The 13,411-nt window shown below is 52.0% G+C and carries 12 protein-coding genes; 4 read left to right on the forward strand and 8 right to left on the reverse strand.

All coding sequences use genetic code 11. The features are described from left to right. Nucleotides 1-38: 38 nt before the first annotated feature. The 3 genes from RCF31_RS13390 to RCF31_RS13400 form a co-directional block, all read right to left on the reverse strand. Nucleotides 39-1,172 (reverse strand): glycosyltransferase family 4 protein, encoded by a 1,134-nt coding sequence (locus tag RCF31_RS13390; RefSeq protein ID WP_416411157.1) that lies wholly within the window; start codon nucleotides 1,170-1,172, stop codon nucleotides 39-41. Further along, a complete protein-coding gene (gene rfaQ / locus RCF31_RS13395; RefSeq protein ID WP_416411158.1) occupies nucleotides 1,165-2,241 on the reverse strand; it encodes a putative lipopolysaccharide heptosyltransferase III in 1,077 nt (358 codons plus the stop codon). Before rfaQ ends, RCF31_RS13390 begins: the two co-directional genes overlap by 8 nt. A 73-nt stretch (nucleotides 2,242-2,314) precedes the next feature. Further along, on the reverse strand, nucleotides 2,315-3,265 hold the full coding sequence (locus tag RCF31_RS13400; protein ID WP_416413258.1) for a glycosyltransferase: 951 nt from the start codon (nucleotides 3,263-3,265) through the stop codon (nucleotides 2,315-2,317). 216 nt (nucleotides 3,266-3,481) lie between these two features. Between RCF31_RS13400 and RCF31_RS13405 the strand changes: the two genes are divergently transcribed. After that, nucleotides 3,482-4,501, forward strand: coding sequence for a glycosyltransferase family 9 protein (locus tag RCF31_RS13405; RefSeq protein WP_299448542.1), 1,020 nt, complete (start codon nucleotides 3,482-3,484; stop codon nucleotides 4,499-4,501). On the opposite strand, the gene RCF31_RS13410 is transcribed toward RCF31_RS13405, so the two are convergent. The 3 genes from RCF31_RS13410 to RCF31_RS13420 form a co-directional block, all read right to left on the reverse strand. Next, nucleotides 4,498-5,604 (reverse strand): glycosyltransferase, encoded by a 1,107-nt coding sequence (locus tag RCF31_RS13410; RefSeq protein WP_416411159.1) that lies wholly within the window; start codon nucleotides 5,602-5,604, stop codon nucleotides 4,498-4,500. The genes RCF31_RS13405 and RCF31_RS13410 overlap by 4 nt on opposite strands. 77 nt (nucleotides 5,605-5,681) lie before the next feature. Further along, nucleotides 5,682-6,710: an L-threonine 3-dehydrogenase gene (gene tdh, locus RCF31_RS13415; RefSeq protein WP_416411160.1), complete on the reverse strand. Its 1,029-nt coding sequence runs from the start codon at nucleotides 6,708-6,710 to the stop codon at nucleotides 5,682-5,684. A gap of 10 nt (nucleotides 6,711-6,720) precedes the next feature. Further along, nucleotides 6,721-7,917 (reverse strand): glycine C-acetyltransferase, encoded by a 1,197-nt coding sequence (locus tag RCF31_RS13420; protein ID WP_416411161.1) that lies wholly within the window; start codon nucleotides 7,915-7,917, stop codon nucleotides 6,721-6,723. A 230-nt stretch (nucleotides 7,918-8,147) separates the two neighbouring features. On the opposite strand from RCF31_RS13420, the gene rfaD reads away from it, so the two are divergent. From rfaD to rfaC, 3 genes are read left to right on the forward strand one after another with little or no spacing between them, the layout of a single operon-like run. Continuing rightward, nucleotides 8,148-9,080: an ADP-glyceromanno-heptose 6-epimerase gene (rfaD, locus tag RCF31_RS13425; protein WP_299448534.1), complete on the forward strand. Its 933-nt coding sequence runs from the start codon at nucleotides 8,148-8,150 to the stop codon at nucleotides 9,078-9,080. Between the two features lie 17 nt (nucleotides 9,081-9,097). Next, on the forward strand, nucleotides 9,098-10,141 hold the full coding sequence (rfaF, locus tag RCF31_RS13430; RefSeq protein ID WP_313681787.1) for an ADP-heptose--LPS heptosyltransferase RfaF: 1,044 nt from the start codon (nucleotides 9,098-9,100) through the stop codon (nucleotides 10,139-10,141). Nucleotides 10,142-10,143: 2 nt separating this feature from the next. Beyond that, entirely contained in the window at nucleotides 10,144-11,112 is a 969-nt protein-coding gene (gene rfaC / locus RCF31_RS13435; RefSeq protein WP_416411162.1) for a lipopolysaccharide heptosyltransferase RfaC, read from the forward strand. Between the two features lie 51 nt (nucleotides 11,113-11,163). Here the strand turns inward: rfaC and RCF31_RS13440 are convergent, their stop codons facing one another. Further along, the gene (locus tag RCF31_RS13440) at nucleotides 11,164-12,081 is read right to left on the reverse strand and encodes a glycosyltransferase family 2 protein (RefSeq protein WP_416411163.1); all 918 of its coding nucleotides are present in this window, start codon (nucleotides 12,079-12,081) and stop codon (nucleotides 11,164-11,166) included. 164 nt (nucleotides 12,082-12,245) lie between these two features. Further along, entirely contained in the window at nucleotides 12,246-13,367 is a 1,122-nt protein-coding gene (locus RCF31_RS13445) for a glycosyltransferase family 9 protein (protein ID WP_416411164.1), read from the reverse strand. Nucleotides 13,368-13,411 lie beyond the last annotated feature (44 nt).

A 13,411-nucleotide genomic window follows, 5' to 3' on the forward strand; every position in this document is an offset into this window, starting at 1 on the left:
ATGTTATCAGAAACCGGGTGCCTGCTCATACCACTTCATCAAACCGGCTGTAACACTTGCTGATAAAGCGAGGTCAACGCCTGTGCCAGACGTTTTGGACCATAAGGTTCAATTCTGCGGCGTGCGGCCTCACCCAGCGTGGAATTCTGCGAAAGGGAAGGTATCGCCAGCACCGCCTCATTTAATGCCTTGATATCCAAAGCATCACAGACGAAGCCTTCCTGACCTGCCTGGATAAATTCGGCACCACCGCAGCCCGTACTGGTAATCACCGCCAGGCCACAGGCCATCGCTTCCAGCACCACATTCGGAAAGGGATCATAGAGCGTTGGCAACAACAGCGCATCGGCGGCATGGTAAAACGGCTGCACATCCTGCTGCACACCAACAAAACGCAAACGATCGAGACAGTTCAGCTGATTCGCCAGCTGTTGATACCGCGTCAGCTGTTTGTCCTGGCCGACCACAATCAGGTAGCGATCGCTACGTGCAACCGCTTCAATCGCTGCCTTTAACCCTTTGCGTTCAAAACCGGAGCCGACGTAAATCATCACCGTGGCATCCTGCGGCAGATTCAGCTGCTGGCGTGATGCGTGGCGTTGCGCTTCGGTCGCGGGCTGAAAGCGCTGGCTATCAATCGCGTTGTGAATGACATGAATCTTGCGGGCATCCAGCGTAAAACAACGCAAAATGTCCTGCTTCACCATCTCCGAGTTACAAATCACCGCCTTTAGCGACGGTGCATTGAACATCTCACTTTCCGCCTGTAACACATAACGATGATAGGGGCTTAACGTGGCGCTCAGCCGCTGCCAGCCTGAGACGATGCGCGTCCGCTGCTCCAGCCAGACACGGTGTACGCCATCCCCGGCGCGAAAGATATCGCATCCGGCAATGCGCTCATGGCTCTGCACAATATCAAACTTCTCCCGCTCCCAGCAGGCTCGTGCCGCCCGGGCAAAGCCCCGCTCGCGTGAAATTCGCCCGAATTTTGCCGGATTACAAATATGCAGATGCCATGCCGGATTGGGCGTGCCCTGCCAGCTGCGGGTGATGATATTCAGATCGAGTTGTTCACTGTCGAGGGCTTCCAGCGCGCGTGAGATAAAACGCTCGGCACCGCCATCCGGACGATACTTCTGGCGGACAATCGCCAGGCGTAACTTAGTCATGCAAAAAGCTCCTTGCGGCGGCGACGACATCTGCAACCGGAATCGCCGACAAATAACGCTGGTCGGTTTTGGTATTGATCGAGTCAGGGTCAGGCAGGGGGCCATAATCACCGGCCCAGATGACGCGATTGTTATTACCCCAGGGACGCCAGAACTGCAATTTCGTCGGACCGAACAGCGCCAGGCAGGGCGTCTGTAGCGCCGCAGCCATATGCATTGGTGCAGAATCGACGCCAATAAACAGCCGGGCACCCGCGATTAACGCAGCCAACTGAGGTAAAGAGAACTGGCCAGCCAGCGACACGATGTTGTCGTTCTGACACAGCGACTGAATACGTTCAATCATCGCCAGCTCTTTTTTATCCGGTGCAGCGGTTAGCACGATGGTGTGGCCGTCAGCAGCCAGCGTGTCGATCATCTGAGCGACTTTCTCATCATCCCAGCATTTGAATTCCCAGCGAGAAGTGGGCTGTACCACCACATAAGACGTGCTGACCTGATGCTGAGCCAGCATCTGCTGCACTTTTTGCTGGTCGGCGGCGCTGAAATGCATCGAGGCTGTAGCGCCTGCGGCATTGATGCCGAGCGGAGCCAGCGCCGACATATTCTGTTCTACGGTGTGTAATGTTCCGTGGTCGGCGGTGCTGACCAGCTGGTTATGGCACCAGCGCCAGAATGCATTATCGCGTTTGTTAAAGGCGAAACCAATACGTACCGGAGCGCCGGAAAAGGCGGTGATGATGGCACTGCGCCACTGATCGGCGAGATTGATCACCAGGTCATAATGACAGGTCCGTACCGCTGAAATCAGCGCCATCTCATGGCGTAACTTCTGCCATCCGCCCTCTTTTTTCCAGTTACGATCGATAATATGCAGCTGACGTATGGCGGGGTGCGCTTCCAGCATCGGGCGCGTTTCTTTGTAGAGCAGAACGTCGATATTGGCCTGCGGATAACGCTGCCGGAGAGCATTAATCGCAGGGGTGGTCAGCAGCATATCACCATGATGGCGCAGCTTAATTAGCAGAATGTTTTGGGGTACAAAGTGGTCTGGAATCGGGCTTGCCATACTCAAATGATCTCAGAATTCAGTGAGCTGATTGTAGGGCAAACCCCCCAGGGGTGAAAGTCAGGCGCGGCGCTTATTTCTCTCGCCAGCGATAAATACGGCTCAGCCACAACAACAGTTGATACCATTGTTTTATGCCGCGCGCATTGCGCAACATCCGTTTGTGCGTTTGGGTGGCGAAGAGGTCATGAATAATTGCCTGACGTGCACTCGCTTCTGGCTCGCGCCTGATGCTATGGCAGACGCTCAGTGCTTCATGGGTGATCTGATAATGAAACGCTGGGTAGATTCTCACCTTATGCTGGTAACGCGCATTGATCTCCTCCAGCATCCTGGCAATTTTCAGGTAGTGACGTTGATAAGCCACATTGCGTTCACCGGTACGTTTACGATTGCTGATTGAGGCATCGTGCATGTAATAGCGGTACAACACCTGGTCGGTGTAGCGCACCCGCTGGGCGTTCAGCATAAATTCGGTGGTCCAGGGAATGTCCTGATGATGCAGGCCAGGTTCAAAAGTAAGCTGCTGTTGTTCGATTATTGCGCGGCGATAGATACCCAGCCACACCACATGCAAATAACGATGGGTGTTCAGCGCCTTGCTGAGCCACTCCGGGCCGCTGAGTACCCCGGTGCTGGTCAGGCGGTCGAGCGGAATCAGTGGTTTGGTTTTCTGGCTGGTCTGAAAAAAACGTACGGCGTTACATTGGGCAGCATCAAGATTATCCTGTTCCGCCATCTCCACTAATGTCTGATACATCGTCGGATGCATGGTGTCATCAGCATCGGGAAAGGTGACATATTTACCGCGTGCGATAGCCAGCCCGGCATTACGGGCGCGTGATACGCCACCATTAGGTTGATGAATCACGCTGATATGTGGGTGCTGCTGTGCGTAAGTCTCTGCACGCTCCCCGGAACCATCAGTCGAACCATCGTTGACAATAATGATCTCCAGACTGGTCAGAGTCTGGGCCAGCAGCGATTGTATAAACGTTTCAAGCATCTCTCCGGCGTTATACATCGGGGTGATGATGGAAAGGACAGGGTTGTTTAGCGACATTGTTCGGTATTGTTTTAATGAACTATTAACGAAATCCTGACATTAATTATTACCAGGCAATTCAGAACTTATTGCACATTAATGGTCAAAAAGAGTTGGTCCCGAGGGTTTTCAGCATTTTGCGATCATTTCAGGGCCAATTTTCCGGGCGAAAGCAAGTTAACTCTGGGCAGCAACATGAAGAATATTTTAGTTATCAGGCGTGACAACATTGGCGACATGGTGTGCACCACGCCATTGCTGGAGGGTCTGAAGCAGGCCTTTCCCGACGCTAAACTGACCTTGCTGGTGAATAAAATCGCCGAGGATGTGGTGGACCATAATCCCAACGTTGATCGGTTATTTGTGTATAAAAAGGCGAAACATCGCGGCAAAAACGAAACGACGCTGGGCGTATACTGGCAACGCGTCAAAATCATGCTCGCCTTGCGTAAAACCCGTTTCGACGCCACGATCCTGGCAAACCCGGTGCCCTGCAAATACAGCCTGCGGCTGGCTAAAATGGCCGGTGCGCACAATATTATCGGTGCCGCCCAAGCGGATGCCGTGCTGGATCATCCTTTCCAGAAACAGGACTTTCATGGCACTCACCAGGTGGAACACACCTATTCCTACCTTTCCGCGTTAACCCAGGACGCGCCTGAAGTGCCACAGGTGAACCTTTATCTTTCTGATGCGGAACGCGCACAGGCAAGCGCGCGGGTGGCGCAATTGCTGCCTGGTGCGGGCAAAACCTACGGCGTGCACATCAGCAGTCGTAGCCCGAAACGACGCTGGCCTGTCGCTGCCTACGCAACCTTTATTCGTCAGTTGCTGGAAGATGAGCAGGCACGCGTGCTGCTGTTCTGGTCCCCGCAGGGGGCGCTGGATCCCAACGATAAAGGTGATGCGGCTCGGGCGGATGAGCTGATGCAAATGGTGGATTCCCCGCGACTGGCACGTTATGCCACGGCTTCGATTCGTGAATTGATCGCTGGGTTTGATGGTTGTGAGCAGATTTTATGCAGCGATGGCGGCCAGATGCACATCGCGGCTGGATTGCATAAAAAGCAGGTGGTGTTTTTTGGCGATACCAATGCACAAATCTGGCATCCGTGGTCGGGCGAATATGAAATCATGCAGACCGCTTCGGGCGAATGCAGTGATATCTCGCCGGAAACGGTCTGGCAGGCCTGGCAGCGCCTCGCGCTGCGTTAACGGGCGGCTAGATCGACATACTGACGGCTGATGGCCGTCACGTCATACAGGCTGAGTGCCTGTTCATTAATTGCCGGTAAATGGTCGTAAACCTCGACCATTTTACTGGCCAGTGCCTGAGCATCGATCGGCGTCAGCATATCCGCCATCCCCGCTTTCACCAGAATCTCCTCCGGGCCACCCGGGCAGCGCGTACTGATCACCGGTGTGCCGCAAATCAGCGATTCAACAATCACGTTGCCAAAGCCTTCGCTGTCAGAACTCATCACCATCAGACGCGCATGTTTGATGTACGGGAAAGGGTTGGACTGAAAACCGAGGAACAGTACGCGATCGGCGATATTCAGTTTCTGCGCCAGTTGTTTGGCGGCGGCAATACGTTCTTCCGTACCGGTGCCCAGCAGCACCAGTTTTGCCCGGTCAGCAAGGCCTGATTGGGCAAAGGCTTCCAGCAGACGGTCCTGACGTTTTTGCGGGTGAATACGCGCTACGTTGATCAGATAGTCAGTACCTGCCAGATCGCAGGGTTCATCCGCGCGCTGGCGCAGTGCCTGTAAATCGAAGGGGTTGTTAATCACCGCAGTTTTTGCGGTGCGTACCCCCATCACATCCACCAGGTCGTCCAGCACGGCCTGGGAAACGGCGGTGATATTGCGGCCATGGTAAATGCTCGCCATCTTCTGTTTTTTGAACCAGTAATTCAGCCCCTTACGATGGCCGAGATAGGTTGATGACAACACACCATGAATGCAGAACCATAAACGTGAACGATCGATGGCCTGGCTACGCGCCACAATGCGGTCGGTTTTATGCAGGTTGGAGATGATCAGGTCATATTTGCCGTTTTGCGCTTCATCCTGGCGTAAAACGTTATCCAGCTTTCTGGCGCGGCGTGACAACTCAGTCAGCTTACGCCACGGGGCCTTGCTGTGCTGGGTGATGACGCGGTACTCGACACCTTCCGGCAGGGCATAGGCGCAGGTTTCAGCCAGCGAGTAGAGGGTGACGTGATGCCCCATTTTATGAATCGATTCGCTAAGGGTCAGCACCACTTTCTCTGCGCCGCCACCCGGTAAACCATCAATAATCATTAAAATGCGCATGTCACATCCAGACTGAATTGCTAAGTGAAGCGCCCTTTATACCGTTTAGGACGGCAGGGCGCTATCGCTGGTGATAATTAATCCCAGCTCAGTATCACTTTGCCTGAGTGGCCGGAACGCATCTCATCAAAGCCCTGCTGGAAGTCGTCAATAGGGAAACGATGAGTGATGATGGGCGTCAGATCGAGGCCGGATTGGATCAGTGCTGCCATTTTGTACCAGGTTTCAAACATCTCACGACCGTAGATCCCTTTGATAAACAGCCCTTTGAAAATCACCTGGTTCCAGTCAATTGCCATCTCCCCCGGCGGGATACCGAGCAGCGCGATACGGCCACCGTGGTTCATTACATCCAGCAGACTGCGAAAGGCAGGTGGCGCGCCAGACATCTCCAGCCCGACATCAAAGCCTTCAGTCATCCCCAGTGAGGCCATCACTTCATGCAGATTCTCCTGTGCCACATTTACCGCGCGCGTCACGCCCATGTTACGCGCCAGGCCAAGGCGATATTCGTTGATGTCGGTGATCACCACATTGCGTGCGCCGACATGCTTACACACGGCGGCGGCCATGATGCCTATCGGACCCGCACCGGAAATCAGCACATCTTCGCCCACCAGATCAAACGACAGTGCGGTATGCACCGCATTGCCGAAGGGATCGAAAATAGCCGCCAGCTCGTCGGAGATGTTGTCCGGGATTTTAAAGGCATTGAAGGCCGGAATGACCAGATACTCGGCGAAGCATCCCTGACGATTAACACCCACGCCGACGGTATTGCGGCACAGATGGGTGCGTCCGGCACGGCAGTTACGGCAGTGACCGCAGGTGATATGACCTTCGCCCGAGACGCGGTCGCCGATGGAGAAACCTTTCACCTCCTGCCCGATGGCCACCACTTCGCCAACGTATTCGTGGCCGGTGATCATCGGTACCGGGATGGTTTTCCGTGACCAGTCGTCCCAGTTGTAGATATGGATATCGGTACCGCAAATCGCGGTTTTGCGGATTTTTATCAGCAGGTCGTTATGGCCAGGTTCCGGAATCGGCGCATCGGTCACCATCCAGATGCCTTCTTCCGCTTTTAATTTCGCGAGTGCTTTCATTCCCGGCTCCTCAGGCGATCACGCCCAGCTGCTGACCAATACGGGTAAAGGCCGCTACCGCCTGCTCCAGCTGTGCCTGGGTATGGCCGGCAGAAATCTGGGTACGAATACGTGCCTGGCCTTTGGGTACGACCGGGTAGAAGAAGCCAGTCACGTAAATGCCTTCGCGTTGCAACAGGCTGGCAAACTCCTGTGCCACCTTCGCATCGCCAAGCATCACCGGAATGATGGCGTGATCGGCACCCGCCAGGGTAAACCCGGCGGCGGTCATTTGTTCGCGGAAATAGCGCGCGTTTTCCCACAGACGCTGGCGCAGGCCATCGCCTTCACTCAGCATTTCCAGCACCCGCAGCGAAGCTGCCACTATCGCCGGGGCCAGTGAGTTAGAGAACAGATAAGGGCGCGAACGCTGACGCAGCCACTCCACCACCTCTTTTTTCGCGGCGACATAACCGCCTGATGCGCCGCCCAGTGCTTTGCCCAGGGTGCCGGTCAGAATGTCGATGCGATCCATCACGTGGCAATACTCATGGGTGCCACGCCCACAGGCACCGACAAAACCGACGGCATGTGAATCATCGACCATTACCAGTGCATCAAACTCATCCGCCAGGTCGCAAATCCCCTGCAGGTTGGCAATCACGCCATCCATTGAAAACACGCCATCGGTGGCGATCAGGATATGGCGTGCGCCCTTGTCCCGCGCTTCCTGCAGGCGTGCACGTAATTCGTTCATATCATTGTTGGCATAGCGATAACGCTGCGCTTTGCACAGGCGAACGCCATCAATGATCGACGCGTGATTGAGCGCATCGGAGATGATGGCATCTTCCGCGCCGAGCAGCGTCTCAAACAGGCCACCGTTGGCATCAAAACAGGAGGAGAACAGGATGGCGTCTTCCATACCGAGGAAATCGGCCAGTTTGTGTTCCAGCTGCTGGTGGATATCCTGGGTACCACAGATAAAGCGCACTGAGGCCATGCCGAAACCGTGGGAATCCATCCCTTCTTTAGCCGCCTGAATCAGCGTCGGATGGTTCGCCAGACCAAGATAGTTATTGGCGCAAAAATTGATGACCGTCTGACCCTGAGCAACGCTAATTTCCGCCTGCTGTGGCGAGGTAATGGTTCGTTCCTGTTTGAACAATCCTTCCTGGCGTGTTGTCTCAAGTTGCTGCTGGATTTGCGAATAGAATTGATCGGACATGATTCTGCTCCTCAGATAGCAAAATTTTGGCACATATTACTGATCGAAAAGCGGTTTAACGACGTTTCAGCCAATGAAATCTCCGTTTTGCAGCATAGTTCACGCTGCGGGTGGGAAATATGCCGGGCTTACGGAGTCATCTGGCTGCCTGGTGCGGGCTGAAATGTTATGATGATAGATATTCGTGGGTGAAACCTCCTGTTTACCCCAACTGTTTAAAGGCAAAGCACATGATTATCGTAACGGGTGGCGCTGGCATGATTGGCAGCAACATCGTCAAGGCGTTGAACGATCGCGGTCATACCGACATTCTGGTAGTGGATAATCTGAAGGATGGCACCAAGTTCGTGAATCTGGCGGATCTGGACATCTCTGATTACATGGATAAAGAGGAATTCCTCAGCTACATCATGTCCGGTGAAGATCTGGGGCCGATCGAAGCGGTATTCCATGAAGGCGCCTGCTCGTCCACCACAGAGTGGGACGGCAAATACATGATGGATAACAACTATCAGTATTCCAAAGATCTGCTGCACTTCTGCCTCGATCGTGAAATTCCGTTCCTGTATGCCTCTTCCGCAGCCACCTACGGCGGCCGCAACGATAACTTCATCGAAGAACGTCAGTACGAGCAGCCACTGAATGTTTATGGCTACTCCAAAATGTTATTCGACCATTATGTGCGCCAGATTCTGCCGGAAGCGGACTCACCGGTATGTGGTTTCCGTTACTTTAACGTCTACGGTCCGCGTGAAGGCCATAAAGGCAGCATGGCGAGCGTGGCTTTCCATCTCAACACGCAAATCAGCAATGGCGAAAACCCTAAGCTGTTTGAAGGCAGTGACGATTTCCGTCGCGACTTTATCCACGTTGATGACGTTGCCGCCGTGAATCTGTGGTGCTGGGAAAACGGTATCTCCGGCATTTACAACTGCGGTACCGGTCGTGCGGAATCTTTCCAGGAAGTGGCTGATGCGGTGCTGAAATTCCATCAGCAAGGCGAGATTGAATACATCCCGTTCCCGGACAAGCTGAAAGGCCGTTACCAGGCATATACCCAGGCGGATCTGACTAAACTGCGCGCCGCAGGTTATGACAAACCGTTCAAAACCGTGGCCGTTGGTGTTGCGGAATATATGGCCTGGCTGAACCGTAACGCATAAGGAAATCGGCAGCAGCGATGAAAATTCTGGTTATTGGCCCGTCCTGGGTCGGCGATATGATGATGTCGCAAAGTCTCTATCGCACGCTCAAGGCTGAGCATCCTGAGGCTGTTATTGATGTCATGGCACCCGCCTGGTGCCGTCCGCTGCTGTCACGTATGCCGGAAGTGAATCAGGCACTGGCGATGCCGCTCGGTCATGGCGCACTGGCGCTGGGTGAGCGTCGCCGCCTGGGCAAAACCTTGCAGGCCAGCGGTTACGATCGCGCCTATGTGCTGCCGAATTCCTTCAAATCGGCGCTGGTACCGTTTTTTGCCGGTATTAAACGCCGTATCGGCTGGCGTGGGGAGATGCGCTACGGTGTGCTGAATGATGTGCGTGTGTTGGATAAAGCCGCGTTTCCGCTGATGGTTGAGCGCTATGTGGCGCTTGGCTACGATAAACCCGTTGCTGCGGCGCAGCAGTTGCCGCAACCCTTGTTGTGGCCGCAGCTCCGGGTAGAGGAAGATGAGAAGCGCATGACGGCTGCACAGTTTGCGCTCTCTGCCGATCGTCCAGCGATTGGCTTCTGCCCGGGTGCGGAGTTCGGTCCGGCAAAACGCTGGCCGCATTATCATTATGCCGCGCTCGCAGAACAGCTGATCGGTGAAGGTTATCAGGTGGTGCTGTTTGGTTCGGCCAAAGATCGCGAGACTGGCGATACCATTATTCAGACTCTGCCCGAGGTGGCACGTACGCACTGTAAAAACCTGGCGGGTGAAACGCAGCTGGAGCAGGCGGTCATTCTGCTGGCGAACTGTGCTGCGGTGGTCAGCAATGACTCCGGTCTGATGCATATTGCAGCCGCACTTAATCGCCCGCTGGTGGCATTGTATGGCCCCAGCAGTCCCGATTTCACCCCGCCACTGTCGCATCAGGCTCGCGTTATTCGCCTGATCACCGGTTATCACAAAGTCCGCAAAGGCGATGCCGAACAGGGCTATCATCAAAGCCTGATCGACATTCAGCCCACGCGCGTGCATCAGGAATTAAGCGCTTTGCTCAACGCGGCGCAGGAGTAAACATGCACGTCCTGATTGTTAAAACTTCTTCTATGGGCGATGTCCTGCACTCACTGCCTGCGTTGACCGATGCAATGCAGGCGATTCCTGGCATTCGTTTTGATTGGGTTGTGGAAGAAAATTTTGCTCAAATCCCGGCGTGGCATCCGGCAGTAGATAAAGTGCTGCCAGTGGGGATTCGTCGCTGGCGTAAGCATTGGTTCGGTAGCCAGCAACGCGAAGAACGCGTGTTGTTTAAGCGTGAGTTACAGGCGCGCGAGTATGACGTGGTGATTGACGCACAGGGACTGATTAAAAGCGCTGCGCTGGTCACCCGTCTGGCGAAAGGGGTGAAACACGGCCAGGATAGCCGCAGTGCTCGTGAACCCTTTGCCAGCTGGTGGTACGACAAACGCCATGAAATCAACAAGCAGCAACATGCGGTAGAACGCACGCGTGAATTGTTCGCGAAAAGCCTCGGCTATGAAAAACCTGCTACTCAGGGCGATTATGCAATTGCAGGGCATTTTCTCACGGAGCTTCCGGCAGATGCCGGGCAGTATCTGGTGTTTTTGCATGCAACAACGCGTGACAACAAACATTGGCCGGAAACTCACTGGCGTGAGCTGATTGAATTAGTGCAGCCAACCGGGCTACGCGTGAAGTTACCCTGGGGGGCTGAGCATGAACATCAACGCGCTCTGCGCCTTGCTGAAGGCTTTGACCATGTTGAGGTGCTGCCGCGCCTGACGCTGGAACAGGTTGCCCGTCAACTGGCTGGTGCGCGTGCTGTAGTGTCAGTGGACACGGGGTTGAGCCACCTGACGGCAGCGCTGGATCGTCCAAATATTACGTTGTACGGTCCGACAGATCCGGGGCTGATTGGTGGATATGGGAAAAATCAGTTTAGTTTGAAAGCTGAGGATAATAATTTGTCTTTCGTTTCATCTGCTGTGGTATATGCCAGACTAAGCGAACTTCTTCAGCCATAAGTCAGTCAGCATCAATTCCAGCTCATTAATTTTTTATGGGCTGGAATCTATTTAACGGATCTTCAACTTAAGAATAAGATATTTTTTCTTTATGCTTAATCTGACGCTTGAGCTAAGGAAGAATTTCGAGGCTGATGTTTGACGCAGAATATCGTACATCGCATTCTGCGATGCTTCTGATAACTGTTTTTTATGTTTATATAATAACTGAACCACATGAATAGCGGTCAGATGACGCCAGTGACTGCCAAATTCAGCATCCATCATTAATAATGCTTGCGCCTTTAACTCAAGTTTCTCTGCCGATAATGCACTGGAAAGACTATGAGATTGCTTAATGTAAATATAAAAAGCTCGCTGGCAGAAATAGACATTGGCTGCTTTTTTCAATATCTCAGGAATTAGCGCGATATCTTCATAACAAAAAAAATCCGGGAAACATGAATTCATGAATAAAGACTTATTGACTATTTTTCCGATAAAATGACCCTGGAATTTCTTGTGAATAAGAAATTCTTCAATGGCATTATCCTGGGTAATCTTCTTCGGGACTTTCCATTGCCAGTTGTCGAGCAGTGGAATCTCACCTTTGATTTCATAAAGGGGAGAAATAAGAATGTCTATGTCGTTATTCTCGAGGAAATCTATTATGTTGGCTAGCGATTTTTCATAAACCAGATCATCACCATCGACCATGGTAATGTATTCACCCTGGCATTTATCAATGGCGAAGTTTCTGACTTTTCCGATATTTTTAAATTCTGTGCGATAATAAAAAGTGTTCTCATTTTTATCCGAAAATTCACGCAGAATATTGCTGGTTCCATCGACTGAAGCATCATCAATAAGTATAAACTCACAAGAAGATACTTTGTTGCCAACCGCCAGAAGTATACTTTCCAGAGTTTTCTTAATATGCCCTTCCAGATTATGGGCTGTGACAACAATTGATAAAACCTTACTGTTCATAAAACATACCAGAACCTGTCGATGTTTATTACTTCTTCGAATTCGTAACTGAACTGAAGATGCCGTCATTCCATGAACATCTCTGAGCGATTTCTTTTTCCTCGTCGAAGTATAGCTAATATCATCGAGCCTGGAAAAAAATTCGTATGGTTCAGAGAACAATCTTACCCGTGATATTGTTTCATTAGTTGAATTTCTGGGCGAAATTTTCTGAGAATTCGTTCAACCTGCTCTGTAACTCTCTCAGGTTTAATGACATCCATGAGATGGGCCAGATGATCCTGTGATTTCTGACGACCAATATAAATCATATGATGCAACTCTGGGTTTTGTAAGGCGCCAGTAGCATAAGGGTTAGCGGTGACGAATAACCCCAGAGTTGGTGTTTTTACAGTCACGGCAATGTGCAGGGGGCCGGTATCTCCTGTCACCAACAGATCAAAATCATTAATCAGTGCGCACAATTCGGGCAGGGAAGTATCACCGACTCGATTAACTATACGATCATGATATTGTTCAGGGATCAGATTGAGAAAAGCTTCTGCTCTTCCTTTATCTCCGGGACCACCAATCAACACAAAAGATAAATGCGGAGAATGATCAAGTAGCTGTAGAGTCATGGCCGCAAAGTTTTCGGGTGCCCAACAGCGTTCCGGCGTAGAAGCCCCAAGCTGCAAACCCACCGTAGGTAAAGGGAGAACCTTTTTTTCCGCGATCCGGAAGGGGAGCTTCATTTCTATATCGGTTATGTCACAGCCCAGAGCCTGAACTAATTGCAGTTTACGTTCAATAATATGGCCTTTGAATGCAATGATATAATCAATTAGCCATTTGTCACGCAGTGGCAAATTATCCTTATAGTTATCCTTGATAATGTACTTTGCACCAGCCATGATCGCGGACAAATAATCATAAGGCTCATGAGAATGTAGCAATAATGCCAGCTCGGCTTTGGGGTGGGATTTTAATTGCTTCAGCAAGCCGGGGATGGTTATGGCTTTATTATTCCAGAATACCAGGTTATCCCAGTCATCACCCTCCTGGAGAAACTCAGCGAATTTCTGATGGGCGATAAGTGTAATGATTGCGTCAGGATAACGGTTGCGAACAGCGCGAATCGCCGGAGTGTTAAAAAGAAAGTCGCCGAGTGCGGTGGTCGAGAAAATTAAAATGTGCGCAGGACGCAATGCTGAAAAATCGACGGATGTTTCAACCTGATGGCGTTTCACGAAATTGTGAATAACAATAGCCTTATCTAACAGCTTGGTTTTCCAGATCTTACGCATTGACTGACTCGTTTTTCATGCACTGATTATAATGAAACTTATTT

It is taken from the genome of Pantoea sp. App145 (assembly GCF_047947045.1).
Classification (GTDB): Bacteria; Pseudomonadota; Gammaproteobacteria; order Enterobacterales; family Enterobacteriaceae; genus Pantoea.

Coding starts and splice junctions, on each gene's coding strand:
- RCF31_RS13390 (WP_416411157.1), bottom strand. CDS start 1,172: ATGACTAAGTTACGCCTGGCGATTGTCCGCCAGAAGTATCGTCCGGAT.
- rfaQ (WP_416411158.1), bottom strand. CDS start 2,241: ATGGCAAGCCCGATTCCAGACCACTTTGTACCCCAAAACATTCTGCTA.
- RCF31_RS13400 (WP_416413258.1), bottom strand. CDS start 3,265: ATGTATAACGCCGGAGAGATGCTTGAAACGTTTATACAATCGCTGCTG.
- RCF31_RS13405 (WP_299448542.1), top strand. CDS start 3,482: ATGAAGAATATTTTAGTTATCAGGCGTGACAACATTGGCGACATGGTG.
- RCF31_RS13410 (WP_416411159.1), bottom strand. CDS start 5,604: ATGCGCATTTTAATGATTATTGATGGTTTACCGGGTGGCGGCGCAGAG.
- tdh (WP_416411160.1), bottom strand. CDS start 6,710: ATGAAAGCACTCGCGAAATTAAAAGCGGAAGAAGGCATCTGGATGGTG.
- RCF31_RS13420 (WP_416411161.1), bottom strand. CDS start 7,917: ATGTCCGATCAATTCTATTCGCAAATCCAGCAGCAACTTGAGACAACA.
- rfaD (WP_299448534.1), top strand. CDS start 8,148: ATGATTATCGTAACGGGTGGCGCTGGCATGATTGGCAGCAACATCGTC.
- rfaF (WP_313681787.1), top strand. CDS start 9,098: ATGAAAATTCTGGTTATTGGCCCGTCCTGGGTCGGCGATATGATGATG.
- rfaC (WP_416411162.1), top strand. CDS start 10,144: ATGCACGTCCTGATTGTTAAAACTTCTTCTATGGGCGATGTCCTGCAC.
- RCF31_RS13440 (WP_416411163.1), bottom strand. CDS start 12,081: ATGAACAGTAAGGTTTTATCAATTGTTGTCACAGCCCATAATCTGGAA.
- RCF31_RS13445 (WP_416411164.1), bottom strand. CDS start 13,367: ATGCGTAAGATCTGGAAAACCAAGCTGTTAGATAAGGCTATTGTTATT.